18 protein-coding genes are annotated in these 22,068 nt (G+C 72.6%); 8 read left to right on the top strand and 10 right to left on the bottom strand.

What is annotated here, in order from left to right; all coding sequences use genetic code 11:
• The 6 genes from DZA62_RS12720 to DZA62_RS12695 all read right to left on the bottom strand — a co-directional run bounded on the left by DZA62_RS12720 (position 1) and on the right by DZA62_RS12695 (position 5,754).
• Positions 1–909, bottom strand: a complete 909-nt coding sequence (locus DZA62_RS12720; RefSeq protein ID WP_116949273.1) for a type II secretion system F family protein — start codon at positions 907–909, stop codon at positions 1–3.
• Positions 906–1,775: a type II secretion system F family protein gene (locus DZA62_RS12715; protein WP_116949272.1), complete on the bottom strand. Its 870-nt coding sequence runs from the start codon at positions 1,773–1,775 to the stop codon at positions 906–908. Before DZA62_RS12715 ends, DZA62_RS12720 begins: the two co-directional genes overlap by 4 nt.
• Positions 1,772–3,325: a CpaF family protein gene (locus DZA62_RS12710; RefSeq protein WP_116949271.1), complete on the bottom strand. Its 1,554-nt coding sequence runs from the start codon at positions 3,323–3,325 to the stop codon at positions 1,772–1,774. Before DZA62_RS12710 ends, DZA62_RS12715 begins: the two co-directional genes overlap by 4 nt.
• Entirely contained in the window at positions 3,322–4,146 is an 825-nt protein-coding gene (locus tag DZA62_RS12705; protein ID WP_116949270.1) for a hypothetical protein, read from the bottom strand. Before DZA62_RS12705 ends, DZA62_RS12710 begins: the two co-directional genes overlap by 4 nt.
• Positions 4,143–4,841, bottom strand: coding sequence for an SAF domain-containing protein (locus tag DZA62_RS12700; protein WP_116949269.1), 699 nt, complete (start codon positions 4,839–4,841; stop codon positions 4,143–4,145). The genes DZA62_RS12705 and DZA62_RS12700 overlap by 4 nt, the downstream gene beginning before the upstream one ends.
• 127 nt (positions 4,842–4,968) lie before the next feature.
• On the bottom strand, positions 4,969–5,754 hold the full coding sequence (locus DZA62_RS12695) for a hypothetical protein (RefSeq protein WP_116949268.1): 786 nt from the start codon (positions 5,752–5,754) through the stop codon (positions 4,969–4,971).
• Between the two features lie 157 nt (positions 5,755–5,911).
• Between DZA62_RS12695 and DZA62_RS12690 the strand changes: the two genes are divergently transcribed.
• Together DZA62_RS12690 and DZA62_RS12685 are read left to right on the top strand one after the other, a co-directional pair.
• On the top strand, positions 5,912–9,322 hold the full coding sequence (locus DZA62_RS12690) for a LysM peptidoglycan-binding domain-containing protein (protein ID WP_157987634.1): 3,411 nt from the start codon (positions 5,912–5,914) through the stop codon (positions 9,320–9,322).
• Between the two features lie 22 nt (positions 9,323–9,344).
• Positions 9,345–9,803, top strand: a complete 459-nt coding sequence (locus DZA62_RS12685) for an aminoacyl-tRNA deacylase (protein ID WP_116949493.1) — start codon at positions 9,345–9,347, stop codon at positions 9,801–9,803.
• A 121-nt stretch (positions 9,804–9,924) separates the two neighbouring features.
• Here DZA62_RS12685 and DZA62_RS12680 read toward each other — a convergent pair whose 3' ends face one another.
• Positions 9,925–10,788 (bottom strand): NAD-dependent protein deacetylase, encoded by an 864-nt coding sequence (locus DZA62_RS12680; RefSeq protein WP_232827411.1) that lies wholly within the window; start codon positions 10,786–10,788, stop codon positions 9,925–9,927.
• A 134-nt stretch (positions 10,789–10,922) separates the two neighbouring features.
• The gene (locus DZA62_RS12675; RefSeq protein WP_198663693.1) at positions 10,923–11,615 is read right to left on the bottom strand and encodes an NUDIX hydrolase; all 693 of its coding nucleotides are present in this window, start codon (positions 11,613–11,615) and stop codon (positions 10,923–10,925) included.
• 89 nt (positions 11,616–11,704) lie between these two features.
• On the opposite strand from DZA62_RS12675, the gene DZA62_RS12670 reads away from it, so the two are divergent.
• Positions 11,705–12,709 (top strand): SPFH domain-containing protein, encoded by a 1,005-nt coding sequence (locus DZA62_RS12670; protein ID WP_116949265.1) that lies wholly within the window; start codon positions 11,705–11,707, stop codon positions 12,707–12,709.
• Positions 12,709–13,602 carry an NAD(+)/NADH kinase gene (locus DZA62_RS12665; RefSeq protein WP_232827409.1) on the top strand — a complete coding sequence of 298 codons (894 nt, stop codon included), beginning with the start codon at positions 12,709–12,711 and terminating at the stop codon, positions 13,600–13,602. The genes DZA62_RS12670 and DZA62_RS12665 overlap by 1 nt, the downstream gene beginning before the upstream one ends.
• A 6-nt stretch (positions 13,603–13,608) precedes the next feature.
• Here the strand turns inward: DZA62_RS12665 and DZA62_RS12660 are convergent, their stop codons facing one another.
• Positions 13,609–13,986 (bottom strand): MarR family winged helix-turn-helix transcriptional regulator, encoded by a 378-nt coding sequence (locus DZA62_RS12660; RefSeq protein WP_116949491.1) that lies wholly within the window; start codon positions 13,984–13,986, stop codon positions 13,609–13,611.
• A gap of 75 nt (positions 13,987–14,061) precedes the next feature.
• On the opposite strand from DZA62_RS12660, the gene DZA62_RS12655 reads away from it, so the two are divergent.
• Positions 14,062–15,561, top strand: a complete 1,500-nt coding sequence (locus DZA62_RS12655) for an MFS transporter (protein WP_116949263.1) — start codon at positions 14,062–14,064, stop codon at positions 15,559–15,561.
• A 476-nt stretch (positions 15,562–16,037) separates the two neighbouring features.
• Here the strand turns inward: DZA62_RS12655 and DZA62_RS12650 are convergent, their stop codons facing one another.
• A complete protein-coding gene (locus DZA62_RS12650) occupies positions 16,038–16,916 on the bottom strand; it encodes a phosphatase PAP2 family protein (protein ID WP_116949262.1) in 879 nt (292 codons plus the stop codon).
• Between the two features lie 172 nt (positions 16,917–17,088).
• On the opposite strand from DZA62_RS12650, the gene DZA62_RS12645 reads away from it, so the two are divergent.
• The 3 genes from DZA62_RS12645 (at position 17,089) to DZA62_RS12635 (ending at position 22,018) form a co-directional block, all read left to right on the top strand.
• A complete protein-coding gene (locus DZA62_RS12645) occupies positions 17,089–17,676 on the top strand; it encodes a TetR/AcrR family transcriptional regulator (protein WP_198663691.1) in 588 nt (195 codons plus the stop codon).
• Positions 17,677–17,844: 168 nt separating this feature from the next.
• On the top strand, positions 17,845–18,846 hold the full coding sequence (locus DZA62_RS12640) for a hypothetical protein (protein ID WP_157987633.1): 1,002 nt from the start codon (positions 17,845–17,847) through the stop codon (positions 18,844–18,846).
• A 124-nt stretch (positions 18,847–18,970) separates the two neighbouring features.
• Positions 18,971–22,018 (top strand): alpha-mannosidase, encoded by a 3,048-nt coding sequence (locus tag DZA62_RS12635; protein ID WP_116949259.1) that lies wholly within the window; start codon positions 18,971–18,973, stop codon positions 22,016–22,018.
• The last annotated feature ends 50 nt before the right edge of the window (positions 22,019–22,068 follow it).

Here is a 22,068-nt window from a genome sequence, read left to right as displayed (position 1 = left end):
TCACCCGATCCGCATCGCGACGGGAGCGGCGAGGATGAGCATGAACACCACCGCCGTGGCCGCCAGCGGCGCCGTCGCCCGTTCGGTTCGCGACCCGGCCCGTGCTTGGTCGCCCGTGAGCAACTCGCTGCGCATGGCCGACGCCCGGGCGCGGAGCACGTCGTAGACGGTGGCGCCCTCGCGCGCGGACATGCGCATGACGTCGCCGGTGTCGGCGAGCTCGGGCAGCCGGAGCTCGCGACCGACCGCGCGCAGAGCCTCCCAGGCCGGGACACCCGCCCAGCGCGCGTGCGCCAGTTCGTCGCGCACCCGCTGGAACGCCCAGGACTGACCGATGCGGGCCGCCGACTCCAGCGACTGGGTGGCTCCGGAGCCGGCCGCACGTTCGAGGGCGACGAGGTCGATGTAGGTGGCCATGGCCCGGCGGAACTCCGCGCGCTTGGCCCGGGCGAGGTCGGCCACCGTGTAGAGCGGCAGGAACGACAGCAGCATCGCCGCCACTGGTCCGGTGATCGCCGGGACCACGAACGGAAGCCGCAGGCCGCCGATCGTGAGCGCCGCGGAAGCCGCCGTCGGCAGTACGAGACCGATGGCCGCGCAGATCGCTCGCTCGCCGAGGAACTGCGCCACGCTGCGGCGCAACAGGGCGAGGTCGCGGTAGGGCACGTGCAGCAGCGACGATCGGGCGCCACGCCGCAGGACGGCTCGTCCCACCCGTGCCGCCACCCCGCCGCCTGGATCGGTCGCCTCGGCGAGGCCGGCTGCCGGATCGGCCGTCCCGGTGAGCCGCTGCGCCGCGTGCACCGGATGCGGCAGCCGGCCGACCCGCCCGACCAGCTCACGGAGGATCACCAGCAGACCGGCGCCGGATCCGAGCCCCAGGAGGACCGCCAGTTGCGTCGTCGTCATGGCACGCCGTCCGCGACGAGGACGCGCGGCTGCCGTGGGGTGGCGCTGATGCGGCGCATCCACACCAGACAGCCGACGTAGCCGGTCAGCAGGCCGATGAGCAGCAGCTGGCCGGACCCGGCACGGTACGGATCGGCATACGGCGTCAGCAGCATGAGCCCGAGTCCGCCGGCACTGATGGCGGTGACCAGCCGGGCCGTCGTGCGGCCGCGCGCTTGCTCGGCGTCGACGGTGCGCCGCACCCGGACGTCGTCGCGGACCGCCGCGGCCAGGCCGTCGAGCACGCTGCTGAGCTGGTCGCCACGGCGGCGGGCACCGAGGATCAACGCGGCGGCGAGCAGGTCGCCCGTCGCGTCGTCGAGGTCGTCGGCGAACGCCCGTAGCGCCGTCTCGGTGTCCCACCGCGCCTGAAGCCTTGCGACCAGGCGGGCGACCTCGGGCCGGATCGGTTCGGGCGCGGTGACCAGGCTGCCGGCGACGGCCTGCTCGATGCCGACTCCGACGCCGAGCACGGTGGCCAGGTTCTGCGCCCAGTCGCTCATGGCCTCGAGCCGGGCGATGTCGGCCTTCGCCGACGAGGTCTGCAGCAGCACGGGCAGCCCCCACACGGCCGCCGGGATGAGTACGACCGCGAGCAGCCAGCCGGTGATCAGCCAGACCCCGAGCCCGACGGTGCAGGCTGCGGCGATGCGTCGACGGGACCGGCGCGCGGCCGGGGTGGCGCCGCGCACGCGCGTCGTCCAGCGGGCGATGGAGGCCCGCCGTGGCGCCGCGGGATCGTCGGGCGCCCGGACCAGGCCGAACCCGGCGGCGGTGGCTCCGCCCAACCCGGCGACCGCGGTGATGGCGGCGACGGCCGGCCTCATGACCGGTCTCCGGAACGCCCGGTGTTCCTGGGCAGAGCCATACGAGGCGGCGGACGCTGGACGCTTCCGGTGCCTCGGGTGCCGCCGGACGGCGCGTTCTGATGCGGCGACGGCTCGGAAGGCGGGTGGACGCTCCACCCGGATGCGCCCGGCGGAGGACTGGTCAGCCAGGACGGCGTGGAGCCGGACCGCAACCGCCCGTCGGTGCCGAGACGGAACACGTCCGTGATGGCCGGAAGTCCGCGTTCGCCCGGTTCCAGCGCGATGATCTCGGTGACCAGCCGGCGGCGCCGGGCGTCCTGGGTGCTCGTGCGGCACTCGACGTGGACGACGAGGTCGACATGCTGGGCGATCTGGCGGTAGGCGAACTCGGCGGAGACGCGGTGGCCGGCTTCCATGGCGCAGGTGACCAGGCGCTCGATCGACGCGCGGGCGGAGTGGGCGTGGATGGTCGACAGCGAGCCGGCGCCGGACTGCATGGCCTTGAACATCGGCAGCACTTCGCGGCCGCGCACCTCGCCGACGATGAGGCGGTCGAGGTTCATGCGGAGTGCGTCGTAGACGAGGTCGTCGAGGGTGATCTCGCCGACGGCACGGCCGTCGGGGCCGCGCTCACCGCTGCCCGGACGGGCCTCCCAGGCGACGATGCGCCGGTGTCGTTCGTGCAGGTGGTGCAGGCCGAGCTCGTACTCGGTCTCGATGGTGCCGAGCTTCTCCTCGGGGTCGATCTCGTTGGCCAGCGCTCGCGTCAGCGTCGTCTTGCCGGCGCCCATCGACCCGGACACCACGATGCTGCGGCGCGTGCGGACCGCCGTCCGCAGGAACGCCGCCGCCTGCGTCGTCAGCGTGTCGCGTTCCACGAGGTCGTCGAGGTCGATGTCGACCAGCCGGTGCCGGCGGATGACCACGACCGGCTGGTGGGTCGTCCAGCCCGAGGCGGCCAGCCGATGACCGCCGTGCAGGTGCAGATGCAGGCTCGGGCTCGCGGTGGAGAACGTGCGCTCGCTGCTGCCGCCGCGCGAGGCGAGGAACGTGAGCATGTCGACCAGCTCGTCCTCGGACTCGACGACCGGTGGCCGCCGGGTGATGCGTCCGTCGCCGTCGATGACGACCACCGGTTCGGCGCCGTAGACCTCGATGTTCTCGACGGCGGGGTCGTCGATCAGTGGTTGTAGCCGGCCGAGCCCGAAGAGCGCGTCGAAGATCGCCTGTGCGAGTGCGGCCTGCTGGTCGACGCCGACGGTGGCGCCGCCGGTCGTGACCGTTTGGCGGACGTGTTCGTCGAGCAGCTGCGCGATGATCTCGCGACCGGCCGTGCGGCGATCGGCCTCGGCCGTCGTCTCGTCGACCTGGTCGGACAACCGGGCGGCGGCCTGCTGGCGGAAGGCACGGACCAGCGTCCAGTCGAGGCCCGGTTCGCTGGGCGGTGTGGCCAGTGGTAGCGCGGTGAGGATCTCGCGGACGCTGCGCCGAGGCGGGCCCACGGCTTCTGCCGCGGCGATGGGCGGCGGCGTGAAGATGGGCAGGCCGGTGATCCGTGGGTCGCTCATCGGACCCCCTTTCCCGTGAGCACAGTGGTCTCGAGCGTGACGTCGAGGACGCGCCGCCGTCGGTCGTCGGCGGCCAGCAGGGCCGCGACCGCGCCGCGGCCCGAGCGGACCAGCCGGGACGACGTCAGCCGCGACAGGCCGGTGCGCAGGCGCTCGCGGCCGTTGACGCGTTCCGCGGCGACGGGATCCCAGTCGACGGCGGACCAGACCGGCAGCGTCGTGGCCTCGGCCGCCTCGTCGGCGCGGTGCGGCCGCCCCGCGCCGACGAGCAGCAGGCCGCGCCGGTCGAGTGCGGCCTCGCCGGCGCCGTCGGGGAGATGGTCGGCGTTGGCGCGGACCGCGACGAGATCGTCCAAGGCGGTGCGGCACACCACCGCCAGCAGATCGGCCGCGCGCAGCAGCGCGTCCGGGCCGTGCCGCATGCCGAACCGGCCGCCGTCGACGATGACGTCGACGCCGTGCCGCGTGACACCGCGGAGCAGGCCGGCGAGCGTGGCCCAGAAGTCGTCGGTGAGGCTCGTCGCCTGTGCCTTCGTGGCCAGACCGGGAAGGGCGAGTCGTGCGCCGTCGTCGCTGAGGGCGATGGTCTGCCCGCGCAACGTGCTGAGGCTCAGCGCGCCGTTGCGGTGGGCGAGCGCGAGGTTGATGAGGCCGAGCTCGTGGCCGACCTCGCCGCGCAGGTGTCCGGCCTTGATGCTGCTGCTACCGGCGACGTCGGCCTCGACCAGCAGGACCGGACGGGGCCAGGTCAACGCGGCGACCAAGGCTGTCGTGGTGACGCCGGGAGCGCCTCGGACCGAGGTGAGCGCGAGCATGGTCATCGGTCGTCACCGCCCTGAGCCTCGGCGTCGAGGACGATGGCGACCCGCCCGGTGGCGACCTTCGCGACCAGGGTGCCGGCGACGTCGCGGGCGACCACGACGTCGACCACCACCTGGCCGGAGTCGAGTACGCCCGAGACACTGACCACGGTGGCCGCGACCGAACGGGACGGTTCCGACGGCGGTGGATCGCCCGCGTTCGGGGTGCCGAAGACGCGCACGTGGTCGCCGGGGACGAGCTCGGCCCGCGGCAGTTGTGCCTCGGTGACCGCGACGCCGACGACGCTCTGCCCCGAAGCCGGCACGTCAGCCGACGTGAGGGCGGCCTCGGTGAGGAGCGTGCCGGCGGGAAGGTCGGTGGCCGCCCGCTGCCCGACGACGGCGGAGAGCTCGCTCGCGGCGACCGGGTGCACCGCAGGATCGGGCGCCGCTCGCGCCGTGGTCAGCCGCGCGGCGTCGAGGACCTCGCCCCGGTGGACGGTATCGGTGACCGCCAGGACCGGAACGGTGTTGCCCGACGACTGCGCCAGGTAGGCCGCGCCCGCGCCGCACGTAGCCAGCAGACCGACGCCCAGCCCGATGAGCGCCGGACGCCGCCGGTACCGCCGCACTGGTACGCCGGGCGTGCTGAACGCTGGATCGAGCGGCTGTTCGAACGGCTCGTCGGTGGTCTCTAGTCCAACGGTCTGCGCCATGGTCGTCCCCTCGAGGGTTGTCGGGGCTGCTCACCCGTTGACCGGCTCGGTGGCGAGCCGGCGAACGCCAGTGAGTGGATCGGTGTCGTCACCCTGGATCGCCTTTCTTGTGTGCTGCTGGCGGTGGTCAGGCCGCCGTGGTGAGTGCTGGCCGGCGTGCCTGGACGGCGCCGGACAGCCGTTGGACGGCCCTGCTGCAGCGTTGGCGCACCGTGGCCGGCGTGAGGCCGAGCTCGCGTGCGACGAGGTGGGCGCCGCCGAGTTGGCCGGGCAGCGGGCAGTAGACGCGGACGAGCAACTCGGCGTCGTCGGCCGTGATGACCCCCTTGCTGATGCCCCAGGTCAGCGTGGCGAAGACCTCGACGACCGGAGCCGGCGCACGGTGGAACACCGGCTCGGCGGCGTCGAGAACCGTGGTGTCGACGAGGTCGGGTGCGTCGTCCTGGAGGGCGACGTTGAAATGGCGGAGGGCGTCCATGCAGAGGTTGACCGCCACCTTGTGCCGCCGTCTGTCGACCGGATAGGTGGCGATGGCATGCCAGAGGGCGGCGACGGAGGCGGCCGTGAGCTGCGGCAGGTCGCCGCGGACGCCCGCGGCCCCGAAGCGGTGGGCGCGGCGGGCGAGGTTGACCGCCCGGCCGAGCATGACCTGCAGGACGAGGCGGCCGGCGAGATGGTCGTCGCGCTCGGTGCGTTGATCGAGCAGGCCGATGAGCAAGCCGTCGGCGACGGCCGGCTGATGTCGGCGCGTCCGCCCGATGACATCGGCCGCGTCGGCCAGTACCGCGCAGCCGTCGAGGCCTTGCAGAGGCCAGCGTTTCGGGACGGGCCGGGCGCCGAGCCGACGCCATTCGGCGTTGAGCTGATCGGTGACGAGGACGGTGGTGCGGGCGGGGACGGTGAGTGTGTTCACCAGCGGGCTCCCAACGCGGATCGGAGGGTGATGACCCGCAGCAGTCCAGCCCGACCGGTTAGCCCGGAAGTTAGCCCTAACCGTCGTCGAGGCGGTTCGTGCGGTTGCCCGTTCTTCCGGCGGCTGGTGCATTCCGCGTGCGGGACCGTGACATCTGGTGCATCCTGGAAGGCTTTGTCCGTCTCCGGCTGTCACATTCGCCGGCCCGAGCGCACCCATAGTCAGCAGACGGGTGTGCTGGAGGGAGTTGCACGTGATCGCTTCGTCGACACCGCGTGCCGTGATGCGTGGCCTGATGGCGCTGCTCGGACTCGCGGCCGTGGTCGCTGGTGGACCGGCGGTGCTGTGGGCCGCCGGCGGCTCGCCGTTGCCTGGCGAGTGGCCGTCGTGGGCCGAGGTCCACGCCGCTGCCGTCCGCCCGGACGACGGCACGCTCTTCCTGGCGCTGCTCATCGTCACCGGCTGGTTGGGCTGGGGGACGTTCGTCCTGAGCCTCCTTGTCGAAGTGCTGGCGACGCTGCGTGGCCGGCCGGCGCCCCGGTTGCCCGGACTCGGCGCACAGCAACGACTCGTCGCCGGACTGGTCGCGGCCGTGGCGGCGGTCGGTGCGGGCGGCCAGGCCGCGTCGGCCGGATCGACGTCGCCGGAACCCTGGGAACCGGCGCCGCCCGTCACGACCGACCTGCTCGATGCGCAGCAGCGCGGCGGTACCCATGTGGTCGTCGACGGCGACACGTTGTGGGAGATCGCCGGAGCGCGACTCGACAACCCACTCCGGTATCCGGAGATCGTGGAGGCATCGTCGGCGACGGTGCAGCCGGACGGCCGTCGGCTCACCGATCCCGATCTCATCGTGCCGGGCTGGACGCTCACCCTTCCGGAATCCGGCGCCGCGGCCGGCGACCTGCCGGACACCGGCGGCCCGCCGGCTGGCGGCGTCGGCCCGGAGCCGGGCACGGATGACACGGCGACGAACTCGGGCACCGAGACCTCGGCGCCGTCCGGTGCGGGTACTGGTTGCGTGCGCTCGGGCTCGGAGGAGCTGGGTCCCGGTGACGAAGTCAGGAGCGGGGACGTGGACGTGGCGGACGTCGGTCGCGCGGACGTCGGTCGTGCGGGTGTCGGCGAGGTGGGTCTCGGTCGTGCGGATCTCGACGGCGTGGGCCTCGGTGCTCCTGAACCCGGCAGCGCGCATCTTGGCCACGCGAGCAGGGGCGATGCGATCCGCGGGGGTGCGGAACGGGGTGACGCGTATCCCGTGCTTGCCGATGCGCTCGAGCCTGACGCCGCCGAGCCTGCTCAGCCCGCTGAGCCAGGCCAGCCCGAGGTGCCCGGCGAGCCCGCCCAGCCCGACCAGCTCGCGGAGCGCGGCAAATCAGGCGAGCCCGAGGAGCCTGGCGAGCTCGTGCGAACGGTGAGCGGCGTCGGTGCGGTGCTGGCGGCGGCCCTGGTCGGCGTGCTGGCCACCAGACGCGCCCGTGAGCAGCGTCGTCGCCGTCCGGGAGAACGGCTGGGTGCGGGCAGCGAGACGGATCAGCGCACCGAGACCGAGCTGCGGCAGGCCGCCGATCCCGTCGCCGTCGAGGTGGTCGACCGAGTGTTGCGCGGGCTGGCCACCTGGCTGGCGCGGGCCGGGCGCGGACTGCCGCCGTTGCGCGCCGTCCGGCTGACCCGGCGCACGCTGGAGCTGTACCTCGCTGCGCCGGCGGAGCTGCCGCCGCCGTTCGCCGGCACCGCGCACGGCGGCGTGTGGACGGTGCCGCTCGACCAGGCCATGCACGACGACGCGGAGGTGCCGGCGCCGTACCCGAGCCTCGTCACGCTCGGGCACGACCACGACGACGCGTTGGTGCTGCTCGATCTCGAGCAGGTCGGGACCCTGGTGGTCGACGGTCCGCCGGAACTGGTGCGGTCGGCGTTGACCGCGGTCGCCGCGGAGCTGGCCACCAGCGCATGGGCCGACGACCTGCGGGTCACGCTGGTCGGGGCGCCGGCACTCGCCGACTTCGACCTGCTCGACACCGGCCGGGTCCGGCACGTGACCGACGTCGAGCAGCTGCTGGACGAACTCACGGTGCGGGTCGCTGACGACCGGTTGCTGCTGGCCACGGCCGGCGTCAGCGGGCTCGGCGCGGCCCGCGTCACCCAGGTCGCCGACGCCGCTTGGACGCCGGAGATCGTGGTGATCGCGGAGCCGCTGCCCACCGGCCAGTGGGATCGGCTCGAAGCGCTGACCGTCACGGCGCCGCGCGTGGCCGTCGCCGCGGTCGTCGGCAGCGGCGAGCCGAACGGGCTGCCGTCACGCGGTCACCGGCTGCGTGGCTGGGAGCCGCATGCCGGCGGAGCGACCTGGGTCCTGCGGCTGGACGGCTCGGCGGAGCGGCCGGTCGCGATCCTCGATCCGCTCGGTATTCCGGTTCGCCCGCAGCTCCTGGACGAGGAGACACGGATCAGGTTCCTGCGGCTGCTCGGCGCCGTCGCCGGACCGGAAGCCGCTGACGTCGCGGCGGTGGCTTCGGCGGGGAGTGCCGCGCGCGCGAATGGCCTGCCCAGAGCACGAGGCGAGGTTCCGGTGCATCGTGCTGCGATGCGTGGAGAACCCGCGACCACCGGGACGGCGCAACGCCTGGTGGCGGGGCCCACGAGGTCCACAACTGAGCCGGATCGTGTCGGCTCGTCCGGTCCGGCCGCCGCGGAGGTTCCTGAGCCGGGGCACGAGCTGCCGCGACTGATGATGCTCGGCGCCGTCGAGGTGGGCAACGCGGCTGAGCTGGGTGAGCAGTCCAAGCTCGGCCAGCTCACCGAGCTGGCGATGTTCATCGCGCTGAATCCGGGATGCGACTCGACGGCGATCGACGAGGCGATCTGGCCGGGCTCGGCGGTGACGAAGACGACGCGGGGGACGGCGATCTCGAAGCTGCGTCGCTGGCTCGGCACCGACGCGGCGGGGTCGTCGCTGCTGCCCCGCAGCGACAGTGGCTACACGCTGCGTCCCGGCGTCCGCAGTGACTGGGACGACTGGCGTGACCTGCTGGCGGACGGACCTGCGCGGGCGTCCGTCACGGAGCTGCGGGCGGCGATCGAGCTGGTGCGCGGGCGGCCGTTCTCCGGACGGGGTCGGCGCCGGTACACCTGGGCCGATCACCTGGCGCAGGAGATGATCGCGAGCATCGTCGACGCATGTCATGAGCTGGCGTTGCGATCGCTCGTCGACCACGATCCGTGGGAGGCGCTGCGCGCGGCGCTGCTCGGCCTGTCCATCGAACCCGGTGTCGAGCTGCTGTGGCGCGACCGGCTCAAGGCCGAGGCGGAGCTGGGCGATCGCGACGGCCTGCTGGACAGCATCGAGAAGCTCCGGGCCGTCGCTGCCGAGATCGGTGGCGGCCTCGAGGCGGAGACGGAGGAGCTGATCGATCGGCTCCGGTCCGGCCGAGGCGCACAGGCCGAGGCGGGCAGTCATCGGGGCACGGGCGGTCAGCTGGGTGCGTCCGAAGTCCCCGGTCGTGCGCCGATCCAGCGGCCGGGACAGCGTGGGCCCGGGCGCCCCCGGTCACCGGCGGGGAGGTGAGCACCGGCATACGCTTCTGGGCATGACCGTAGAACGCGGCGTCGAGGCCCTGCGAGGGTCGGGGCTGGCCCATCAGATCGTCCGTCACCCGCCCGTGAACAGCCTCGAGGAGGCCGCCGCCGCGCGCGGGGTCGATCCGGCTGCCGTCATCAAGACGATCGTGGTCCGGCGGGCCGACGACGACTACGTGTTCGTGCTGGTGCCCGGCGACCGCACGATCGCGTGGCCCAAGCTGCGCACGTTGCTCGGCGTCAACCGGCTGTCGATGCCCGACGCCGCGACGGCCCGCGACGTCACGGGGTACGAGCGCGGGACGATCACGCCGTTCGGGTCGACGCGCGCGTGGCCGGTCATCGCGGACGAGCGGGTGCTCGGGCGGACGGTGTCCATCGGCGCGGGTGCGTTCGGGGTGTCGGCCACGGTCGACGGCGACGAGTTGGTCAAGACGCTCGACGCGACGGTCGCCGACGTCACGGACTGAACGGGCGCTGCCGCGGAGCGGAGGCCGCTCGTCACGCGGCTGACGACCTGGGCCCGGGTCGTGGGCCGACGCCGCGTCCCTCGTGACGGCCCGGCGCTGAGGCCGTCAGCGCGCGACGGCCTCAGCGCGCGACGGCCGAACCCGTCAGGACGGAGGCGAGCACGGTCAGGACGGCAGAGCAGCCGGCGTCGACCTTGACCGACGCGAGGTCGTCGCCCCGGGTGGTGCCGCGGTTGACTATGACCACCGGCCGGCCGGTCTTGTGCGCGTGCCGGGCGAACCGCAGGCCCGACATGACGGTGAGCGACGACCCCGCGACCAGCAGCGCCGCCGCGGAGTCGACCAGCGCGTACGCCGCCTCGACCCGGGGCTTCGGCACGTTCTCGCCGAAGTAGACGATGTCCGGCTTGAGCATGCCGCCGCAGGCCTCACAGTCGGCGATCCGGAAGTGCGCCGTCGCCTCGATGACGGCGTCGGCGTCGGGTGCGATCTCGGCGTCGGCGACCTCGTCGGCGAAATCCGGGTTCAGGGCGGTCAGCCGGTCGGCGACGTGGTCGCGCGGGACGACCCGGCGGCAGCCCAGGCAGATGACGCGGTCGTAGCGTCCGTGCAGGTCGATGACGTTCCGGCTGCCGGCGGCGTCGTGCAGGGTGTCGACGTTCTGGGTGATGACGCCGACCGCGGCGCCGCCGGCCTCCATGCGGCTGACGGCCAGGTGACCGGGGTTGGGCCTGGTGCTGTGGACGTGTCGCCAGCCGACGTGATTGCGGGCCCAGTAGTGGCGGCGGCGGTCGAGGTCGCCGACGAACTGCTGGTACGTCATGGGCGTGCGTGGTGGGGAGTCGGGGCCGCGGTAGTCGGGGATGCCGGAGTCGGTGGAGATGCCGGCTCCGGTCAGCACGGCCACCGGCCGGCCCGACAGCACCGTCGTCGCCTCGCCGACAGCCGGCCAGGCCGGGTGGCCGGGGTCGATGCGGTCGAGCACCCTTCGAGCCTATGTCGCGGACGACGCCGGGGACACCCGGGCACCGGCCGGCGCGGCCGGCGGGGCCACGACGTGTGGGCCGACCGGCGCGAGACGGCGGGTGAAGCAGGCGCGCGGCGCGGCGAGGACGGGGTTCAGGGACGGAGGAGCGGCGGCATGAGCGCGGTGGTGGGACCGCGGCGATAGAGCTGAGCGGGCCGGCCACCGCCACGGGTGGTGGTGCCGACGGTGGGCTCGAGGAAGCCGGGCGTGCCGGTGACCTTGCGGTGGAAGTTGCGCGGATCCAGCTCGACCCCCCAGACCGCCTCGTAGACGGCCCGCAGCTCGCCGACCGTGAATTCGTCGGGGCAGAACGCCGTGGCAAGCGACGTGTACTCGAGCTTCGCGCGCGCCCGTTCCACGCCGTCGGCCAGGATCCGGCCGTGGTCGAAGGCGAGCGACCCGGCGTCGCGCAACAGGTCGTCGACCGGGACGAACCGGCTCGACGCGGCGTCGCTGCCGGCGACGGGCTCAGGTAGGTCCGGCACCAGCCCGAGGTAGGCGACGGAGACGACGCGTTGGCGGGGGTCGCGGCCGGGCGCGCCGTAGCTGGCCAGTTGTTCGAGATGACCCAGCGATGGCGAGAGCCCGGTCTCTTCGCGCAGCTCCCGCAGCGCCGCGTCGGGAAGGTCCTCGTCAGGACGGACGAAGCCGCCGGGCAGGGCGAGGCGGCCGTGGAACGGATCCTCTCCTCGTTCGACGACCAGCGCGGCGAACCGGCCGGATCGCACGGTGAGGATCACGAGGTCGACGGTCACGGCGAACGGCGGGTGCTCGGAACCGGCCATGTCCCACACCATATCTCGTCATCTTGACGATTACACCCAGATCCCCTTATCGTCGAAGAGACGATAAAAGTGACGAGAGGACCAGCGAGATGGCAGAGATCCGCAGCTTCGGCGTCGTGCGACACGTCCGCTCGACCCCGACCGAACACGTCATCCACCAGCGCGGCGACGACGTCGTGTACAGCGGCACCAGCTGCTCGTTCTGGTTCCGGCCGCTGACCGCAGCGCTCAGCGAGGTCCCCGTGGACGACCGTGAACTACCGCTGCTGTTCCACGCCCGCACCTGCGACTTCCAGAAGATCGCCGTGCAGTCGACCGTGACGTACCGGTTCGCCGACCCCGAACAGGTCGCCGGCCGTATCGACTTCGCCATCGACACGGCCACCGGTCGCTGGCGGTCCGCGCCGCTCGATCAGGTCGCGCACCTGCTGACGGAGACGGCTCAGCAGCACGCCGCCGACCTGCTCGTGACGATCCCGATGGCCGACGCCCTGGGCGCCGGGGTCGCGGCGATCCGCGAGCGGCTGCGCACCGGCCTCGTCGACGATGCCCGATTGGGCGACACCGGCATCGTCGTGCTGGACGTGCGCGTTGTCGCCGTGCGGCCCGATCCGGACATCGAGCGAGCGCTGCAGACGCCGGCCCGCGAGCTGATCCAGGAGGAGGCCGACCGCGCCACCTACGAGCGCCGTGCGCACGCCGTCGAACGGGAACGGGCGATCAGCGAGAACGAACTGCAGTCGAAGATCGAGCTGGCCGCCCGCGAGGAGCGGCTGGTCGCGCAGCACGGCGCCAACGAGCGGCGCCGGGCGACGGAGGAGGCGGCGGCCGCGCGGATCGCCGCCGAGGGCGAGGCGGAACGCGTCGGGCTGGCAGCCCGTGCCGAGGCCGACCGGATCCGGCAGACGGGGACGGCCGAGGCGGACGCCGAGTCGGCGCGGATGGCCGTCCTGGCTGAGCTGGACCACCGCACGCTGCTGGCTCTGGCGTTGCGCGAGCTGGCCGGCGGGCTGCCCGACGTCGGGATGGTGAACATCACGCCGGACCTGCTGACGTCGGTACTGGCGAAGCTGACCGACGGGGCGCCGCGCTGATGCTGGCGCCACGCGTGGTGGTCGTTCACCGCCGCACCGAGCTGGAGGAGCTGGTCGACCGGCACGGCACCCGAGGTCAGGCCGAGTTCTTCCTGCGGGGACGCGGCCGCGACCTCGCCGCCGTCCAGCGTCGGCACGACGCCGACGAGTCGGCCCGGCAGCAGGTCGCGGTCGCGGTTGCGAGCGACTGGCGGCGCGGGACGGTCGAGCGCGCCGACCTGGACCGGTTCCGGTTCGAGGACGGCGATGTCGTGGTGGTCGTCGGGCAGGACGGGCTGGTCGCGAACGTCGCGAAGTACCTGGCCGGTCAGCCGGTCGTCGGGGTCAACCCGGACCCGGAGCGCAACCCGGGCGTCCTGGTCCGGCACGTGCCCGACCGCGTCGCGCGGCTGTTGGCAGACGTCGTCGCGGACCGCGCGGGCGTCGAGCGGCGGACCATGGTGACGGCGGAGCTCGACGACGGGCAGACGCTGCTCGCGGTGAACGAGATCTTCGCCGGTCACGCGAGTCACCAGTCGGCGCGGTACTCGCTGACGGTGCCCGGCCGGGAGGCGGAGCGGCAGTCGTCGTCCGGGGTCATCGTCGGGACCGGCACCGGTGCGACCGGCTGGTGCGCTTCGCTCGTGAGCGGCCGGTCCACGCCGCCGCGCCTGCCCGGTCCCGTCGACCGGACGCTTGCGTGGTTCGTCCGCGAGGCATGGCCGTCGCCGTCGACGGGGACGGCCTGCGTCGACGGGCTGCTGGCGACCGGCGACCGGCTGGAGCTGATCGCTGAGACCGACGGGCTCGTGGTGTTCGGCGACGGCCTGGAGGCGGACCGGCTGGTGCTCAGCTGGGGTCAGCAGCTGCGCGTCGGCGTGGCGGAGGCGACGCTGTGTCTGGTGACGGGGTGAGCCGGCTCAGCTGAGGTGGTGGGCCAGCACCTTGCGGTGAGTGTCGCGGGCCTCGGAGTGCCGGGCCCGGCCGTTCTCGGTCGCCGTCACGAACATCGCGCGGCGGTCGTCCATGCACATGGACCGTCCGACCAGGCCGGCCCGCTCGAGCCGCGCGACGGTGCGGGAGAACGCGCTCTGGCTGAGGTACATGCCCTCGGCGAGCTCGTGCATGCGCAGTTTGTCCTGACCCGACTCGATCAGCCGGTCGAGCGCCTCGAACTCGCTCAGGCCGAGTCCGTGCTGGTCCTGAAGCTCGCGATCGAGGTCGCAAGCGACCTTGTTGTAGCAGGTCATGAGGTCGCGCCACTGGGTGACCAGCTCACGCTCCTCGGTCCCGCTCATGGAGCGCACTCTAACACCGCCACCGTATCTATGCAATGACATTTAATGCTTGTGCATCTGATGCACGCGCATGTAATGTCTCGCCCCGTGACTGCACTCGCCGCACCGCCTTCCACCTCTGCTTCACACGACGATCAGCGGTGGACGCCGCGTCTCTGGGGCGTCCTCGCCGTGCTGTGCCTGGTGATGTTCCTCGACGGTCTCGACGTGTCGATGGTCGGAATCGCGCTCCCGTCGATCGGCGCCGAACTGGGGCTGTCGACCACCTCGCTGCAGTGGATCGTCAACGGTTACGTGCTCGGCTACGGGGCGCTGCTGCTCCTGGGTGGCCGCACGGCCGACCTGCTCGGCCGCCGTCGGGTGTTCCTGATCGCCCTCGCCGTCTTCGCCGTCGCGTCGCTCGTCGGCGGGCTCGTCGACGACGGCACGCTGTTGATCGTCACGCGGTTCGTCAAGGGTGTCGCCGCCGCGTTCACCGCGCCCACGGCGCTGTCCATCCTGACCACGACGTTCCGCGAAGGACCGGCGCGCAACAAGGCGCTGTCGATCTTCGCCGTCTTCGGCGCCAGCGGGTACTCGTCCGGGCTCATCCTCGGCGGCCTGCTGACCAGTGCCGGCTGGCGATGGAACTTCCTCATGCCGGTGCCGCTCGCGGTGCTGGCGCTGGTCGCCGGCATCGCGCTGATCCCGCGCGACCGTCCGGCCGACGCCGGCGGTCACGACCTGGCCGGTGCGGCGACGCTCACGGCCGGCATGCTGCTCGCCGTCTACTCCGTCGTGTCCGCGCCGGAACGCGGCTGGGCCGACCCCGTCACCATCGTGCTGTTCGTGCTGGCGGTGGCGCTGCTGGCGGCGTTCGTCGCGGTCGAGCAGCGGGTCGCGCACCCGCTGGTCCGGCTCGGCATCCTGCGGATCGCCTCGATCGTCCGGGCGAACCTCGCCATGATCGCGTTGTTCGGGTCGTACCTGAGCTTCCAGTTCATGCTGTCGATCTACTTCCAGGCCGCGCTGGGCTGGTCGCCGCTGCGGATGGCGCTCGCGCTGCTGCCGGCGGGGTTGATCGTGGCGTTCGGCTCGCCGTACATGAGCCGGGTGATCGACCGGTACGGGACGCAGCGGCCGATCATCGCGGCGCTGGTGTCGCTGAGCGCGGCGTACCTGTGGTTCCTGGTGTTCGGCGGTGATCCGTCGCCGGCCTACGCGACGGACATCCTGCCCAGCGTGGTGCTGATCGGGCTCGGGTTCGCGCTGGCGTTCTCGTCGATCATGTCGCAGGCCACCGCCGGGGTCGACGACTCCGAGCAGGGGTTGGCCGCCGGGCTGGTGCAGACGTCCGGGCAGATCGGCGGCGCCGTGGTGCTCGCCGTGACGACGGCGCTCGTGACGGCCGGCTCGCACACGGCGGACGGCATGAGTGAGGCGACGTTCGAGCAGTTCCGGCCGGGGCTGATGCTGGTCACCGGGGTCGCGATCGGCGGCCTGGTGGTGATGGTGCTCCGGGCCCGCCGGCGTGGTCGCGGCGACGCCCAGCCGGAACCCGTCGAGGACGAGGTGCTCGAGCCGGCCGTGCCCTGACGGGCGGACCGCCCATCCGGTACGCCGGCGGCGACGGGGTCAACGGTGCCCCCGTCGCCGTTGCTGTGCGTTCAGGTGTGGACGAGGCTGCTTCGGGCGGACGGCCGCGCGGGGCGGGCTGCGCGCCGGGCGGTGGCCGGTGGGTCGGTCGCGCTGTGGCGACCGGACCGGAGGTGACTGCCGGGTGGGGCCGCTGTCCGGCGGTGTGGATGTGGCGGATGTGGCGGGTCCGCAGGTGGTGCGGCGGGAGCGGGCGCGTGCCGGGTGGTGGGTTGGTGGCTCACGATGCGTCGGGTGACCGGTCGGGAGCTGCGGACGGTTCGCGGCCACCTTGGTGCGCGCCGGTCGAGTGAGCGCCGCCCGGTGGGCTGGGTGGCGTCAGAGGGCGGCGTGGCGGGTCCGGTGGCAGCTGGGTGGCGTGCCCGCGCCGCAAGCCACTGGAGCCGGGTAGTCCGGCCCCAGTGACCAGCCGGACGTCAGCGAACCCGCGAGAGGTTCGGGGTGCGTTGCGTGGGGATGGTCCCGCCGTCCGCCGCGTCGTCGTCCGGGGTGTCGTCGTCGCCGGAGGCCGAGGAGTGGGCGTCCTGGATGGCGGCCTGGACGGCGCGCTGCCGTTTGAACCGCTCGATCAGTACTGCGACCCCGATGCCGGCGACGACCACGCCACCACCGACGATCGCGTCGACGACGTAGTGGTTGCCGGTGAGGACGATGGCGGCGAACATCAGCAGCGGCATCGTCGCGCCGATGATGCGGACGACGAGCACTCGCGACAGCGCCACCCAGGCGATGCCCAGCAGCAGGATCCAGCCGAAGTGCAGGCTCGGCATGGCGGCGTACTCGTTGACGAACGTGGGCGAGTTCATCTCGCGGTAGGTCGGCGCCTGTTGCGAGATGGTGTCGACGAAACCGTGCCAGGGCAGGAACCGCGGCGGCGCGAGCGGATAGAACGCGAAGATGACCAGGCTGAACGCCCCGGACGCGAGCAACGCGTTCCGGTAGAACGGATATGCCGCCGGCCGCCGGGCGATCAGCCAGACCAGCGTGAGCACGAACACCGGCCAGTAGCCGTAGATGTAGAACCCGTTGGCGGCGTCGACCGCCCATTCGTGGTCGAGGATCAGGCTCTGCAGCTCGGTCTCGACGTGGATCCCGAGCGCCTTCTCGAACGAGATGACGTCATCGGCGTGCCGGAACGCGGCGTCGACACGGTCGCTGGTGAGGCCGCGGACGAGTGTGTAGAGAAGTGCGGCCGACAGGAGAAACGCGATCTCCTTCGCGGCCGTGGCGAGTCGTGTGTCTTTGCGGACCCGGCGCAGCGTGGGCGGGCGCCGGGACATGGTCTCCGAGGCCATCGGTCCTCCATGCTGGCGACGTGCGAGGAGCGCCAGCGCCCCCTTGAAGTTGCCTCTACTTGTCGGCCGACAAGTGCTTGAGTCTCACGCTACGGCGGCACTTGTCGGCCGGCAAGTAGTTAACGTATTGTGTGGCCGCCCTCACTTCCCGATCAGCGAGGCGGCGACGGAGATGACCGACGAGGGACGACCCGGCGCGGATACGGCCGGAAACATCCGCGAGGTCGCGCTCGACCTGTTCTCCCGGCAGGGCTACGAGCGATCGACGCTGCGTGAGATCGCCGACGCGCTCGGAATCACCAAGGCTGCGGTCTATTACCACTACCGGACGAAGGTGGAGATTCTCGACGACCTGTTGCGGCCGATGGTCGACGGCGAGGACTGGATCATCGCCGACGCCGAATCGAACACCGCCGAGATCGGCAGCCCGGGCTGGCGGCTGACGCTCATCGAGCGCTACATCGACCTCCTGCTGGCCCATCGGCGGGTCGCCACCTATGCGATGAACGACCTCGCGGGAGTCTCCAACTCGACCCTGCTCGACCACATGCGCGCCAACGACACCAGGCTGGCGGCGCTGCTGGCCAACGGCGATCTGTCGATCGAGCAACGGGTGCGGACGTCGGCCGCGCTGGGTGTCATCGTCTCGATCCTGGCGCTGCCCGACGTCTCGAACGCGGAGTTGCGGCCGCAGCTGCTGCAGGTGGTGCGCGACGTGCTCGGGCTGACGGAGCACCTGCGCGACGTGGCCTCGGCCTGACGCGCGCCACGCCGGGCCGCACACACCGAGCGGCACCACCCCGGGGGGCGAGAATGGTGCCGCTCTTGACACGAGGCTATGTCCGGCGCCGGTCAAACGGGAAGGAAACGGAGAAAAATCTTGCGCGCCTCCGTGACACGTGGGGGAACGGGGAGTCGTGTGCTTGTCGTGACGGTTGCGGCTGCTCTGCAGCTCGCGGCCTGCTCGGGCTCGGCTCCGGATTCGACGGAGAACGGCTCACCCTCCGCCGGGGCTACTCCCGAAGACAGCCGTGCGCACCCCTCTCCGGAGACGTCTGGTGAGCCGTCGTCCGACCCGTCGCTGGACTGTGACAGCCCGTGCTACGGCGACGCCGAGACCGTCGGCACCCTCACGGAGGACACCGTCGTCGAGGTCAGCGGCATGGCGGCGAGCGTCCGCACGCCGGGGCTGTACTACGTCGTCAGCGACGAGGCCGGCACGTCGGAGGTGGCGGTGGTCCATGAGGACGGCACGCTGGTCGCCCGGATCGAGCTGGCCGGGATGGACGCCGAGAACGCCGAGGCGCTGGCCGTCGGCCCGTGCGGCGACGATCCGGACGCGTCCTGCCTGTACGTCGGCGACATCGGCGATCACGTCGGCCGCGACCACGTCGTCGTCTACCGATCGCCGGAGCCGGACCTCGACGACCCGCCCGCGACCGTCGACGCCGACGCGTTGGAGTTCCGGTACGAGGACGGGCCGACCGATGCCGAGGCGCTGTTCGTGGACCCGGACGGCCGGCCGTTGATCGTCAGCAAGGCGCCGTTCGACAGCGACACCGGCGAGACCGGGACCACCCGGCTGTACCGCGGCCCGGCCGACGGTGGTGAGCTGGCGCTGCTCGGCGAGATCGAGCTGCCGGAGCCGGAGGACGGGTTCCTCGCGGGCCTGGTCGGCAACGTCGTCACGGACGCGTCGGCCGATCTCGAGGCCGGCCGGGTGCTGCTGCGCACGTACGACGAGGTGCTGGAGTACCGGTCGCCGGAGCCCGGCGCCGACGTCGCGTCGTTCCCGGACTGGCCGCTGCGCCGCGTCCCGCCCGGCAACGTGTTGCAGGCCGAGACCGTCGCCCATCTGGCCGACGGCTGCGGGTATCTGACGACGTCGGAGCTGACCGGCTCGATCGACGCCGTCCGCTGCGCGGAGTGAGCGGAGCGAGCCGCGTGGCTCGCTGTGGGGACGTTCCCACAACGCCGTAACGTTGTCGTCCGGGTCTGCGCCGAAGTGCCCGGAGCCCGCATCGCAGTCCATCCGACGGAGGCTGGAAGCCCGCATGCATGACAACCGCGCCCTGGTCGAGAACCGCCTGAAACGAGTCCTGGGCCAGCGGCTCAGGCCGGCCGTCCACCGCACGGTCGCCCCCCTGTCCCTGACGGTCTGGCACGTCGACGGGGGCCAGGGCGAACCGGTGCCGCCGCAGGCCGCGCTGCCGGGCGGCGAGGCGGTCGGCGACGGCCTCTACGCCCCGGTCGAGGTGGGTGAGCGGTGGGGTCCGCCGTGGGGCACGTCGTGGTTCCACGTGACCGGCGAGGTGCCGGCCGAGGCGGCGGGACGGCGGGTCGAGCTGGTCCTGGACCTGGGCTGGGCGGACCACTCGCCGGGCTTCCAGGCCGAAGGGCTCGCGTACCGCCCGGACGGCACGGTGGTGAAGGGCCTGCACCCGCGCAACGCGTGGCTGCCGGTCGGTGGCCCGGTCAGCGGCGGTGAGCGGATCGACCTCTACGTCGAGGCGGCCGCGAACCCGCAGGTGTTCGACGGCGCGACGCCGTTCGCGATCACGCCGCTCGGCGACAAGTCGACCGCCGGCGGTGAGCCGCTGTACCGCATCAACCGGGCCGACGTCACCGTGTTCGAGCAGGACGTGTGGGAGCTCTGGCAGGACTTCGAGGCGATCGGCGGCCTGATGCCGCAGCTGCCCGAGGGCGAGCCGCGCCGGTGGCAGCTGCTGCGCGCCGTCGAGCGGGCGCTGGACGCGCTGGACCTGCAGGACATCGCCGCGACCGCGAGCGCCGCCCGGGCCGAGCTCACCGACGTCCTCACCAAGCCGGCCAACGCCAGCGCGCACCGCCTCTCCGCCGTCGGGCACGCGCACATCGACTCCGCGTGGCTGTGGCCGGTGCGCGAGACCGTCCGCAAGGTCGCGCGTACGACGTCGAACGTGGTCAGCCTGCTCGACGAGTACCCGGACCTCGTCTACGCGATGTCGTCGGCGCAGCAGTACGCCTGGATCGAGGAGCACCGTCCGGAGGTCTTCGAACGGGTCGCGGCGCAGGTCAAGGGCGGCCGGTTCATCCCCGTCGGCGGCATGTGGGTCGAGTCGGACACCAACCTGCCCGGTTCCGAGGCGATGGCCCGGCAGTTGGTCCACGGCAAGCGGTACTTCCTGGAGACGTTCGGCATCGACACGCAGGAGGTCTGGCTGCCGGACTCCTTCGGCTACTCGCCGGCGCTGCCGCAACTGGTGACGCTGTCCGGGTCGCGCTGGTTCCTCACCCAGAAGATCTCCTGGAACAAGCAGAACGTCTTCCCGCACCACACGTTCTGGTGGGAGGGGCTCGACGGCACCCGCGTCTTCACCCACTTCCCGCCGGTCGACACCTACAACTCCGACCTGTCCGGCGGTGAACTGGCGCACGCGGTCCGCAACTTCCGCGACAAGGGCGACGCGAACCGCTCGCTGGTTCCGTTCGGCTGGGGCGACGGCGGTGGCGGCCCCACCCGCGAGATGATCGCCCAGGCGCGCCGGACGGCGGACCTCGAGGGCTCGCCGCGGGTCGCGATCGAGAAGCCGGCCGACTTCTTCGCCGGCGCCGAGGCCGAGTACCCCGACGCGCCGGTGTGGTCCGGCGAGCTGTACCTGGAGATCCACCGCGCCACGTACACGTCGCAGGCCAAGACCAAGCAGGGCAACCGGCGCAGCGAGCACCTGCTGCACGAGGCCGAGCTGTGGTCGGCGACGGCGGCCGTGGCGGGCCGGGCCGAGTATCCCTACGACGACCTGGACCGCATCTGGAAGCTGGTCCTGCTCAACCAGTTCCACGACATCCTGCCCGGCTCGTCGATCGCCTGGGTGCACCGCGAGGCGCAGGACCAGTACGCCGGTATCGCGGCCGAGCTGACCGAGATCATCGAGCGGGCCCAGCACGCACTGGCCGGCGACGGCGACACCACCGTCGCGTTCAACGCCGCGCCGCACGGACGCTGCGACGTGCCGGCCTTCGCCGGGGTGCCCGTGGCGCTGCCGGCGGCCGAGCCGGCGCCGTCGACGGAGGTGGTCGCGGCCGACGGCGGGTACGTCCTCGACAACGGCCTGCTGCGGGTCACCGTCGACGGCCGCGGGCTGCTCACGTCGGTGCTCGACCTCGAGGCCGGCCGCGAGGTGCTCGCGGGTCCCGGCAACCTGCTGCAACTGCACCAGGACCTGCCCAACCAGTGGGACGCCTGGGACGTCGACGAGTTCTACCGCAACACCGTCACCGACCTCGTCGAGGTGGACGAGTTGAGCGCCGACGGCGGTACCGTCCGCGTCGCGCGGCGTTTCGGCGACTCGCACATCGTCCAGGAGATCGCCCTCGAGCCCGGCGCCAGGCGCGTCGACGTCGCCACCGAGGTCGACTGGCACGAGCGGGAGAAGTTCCTCAAGGCGGCGTTCCCGCTGGACGTGCAGACGCAGCGGGCCGCGTACGAGACGCAGTTCGGGCACCACTTCCGCCCGACGCACGAGAACACGTCCTGGGACGCGGCGCGGTTCGAGGTGTGCGCGCACCGGTTCGTGCACCTGGAGGAGCCCGGCTACGGCGTCGCGCTGGTCAACGACTCGACCTACGGTCACGACGTGCGCCGCGGCGCGTCGCCGTCGGGCGGGACGACGACCACTGTGCGGCTGTCGCTGCTGCGGGCGCCGCGGTACCCGGACCCCGAAACCGACCAGGGCGTGCACACGCTGCGGTACTCCCTGGTGCCGGGCGCGACGATCGACGACGCGGTGCGCGAGGGCTACGCGCTCAACCTGCCGGCCCGGCTGGTCGAGGGCGCCGGTCACGAGGTGGAGCCGCTGGTCCGGGTGTCCGGCGGGTCCGTCGTGGTGTCGGCGGTCAAGCTGGCCGACGACCGCTCCGGCGACGTCGTCGTCCGGCTCTACGAGGCGGGCGGCGGGCGCGCGGCCGCCACGCTGACGCCGTCGTTCCCGGTGGCCGGCGTCGAGGAGGCCGACCTGCTCGAGCGGCCCGTCGAGGCGACCGCGCTGGTCGGCGGCGGTGACGCCGTCACCCTGCGGCTGCGGCCGTTCCAGATCGTGACGCTCCGCCTCCGCCGCCCCTGAATGATCACGTTGAGCATGGGTCTTCCCGCCTCCCCAGGCATGCATTCCTG

It is taken from the genome of Jiangella endophytica (genome assembly GCF_003427025.1).
Taxonomy (GTDB): domain Bacteria; phylum Actinomycetota; class Actinomycetes; order Jiangellales; family Jiangellaceae; genus Jiangella; species Jiangella endophytica.
This window is presented reverse-complemented; position numbering and strand designations above follow the sequence as displayed.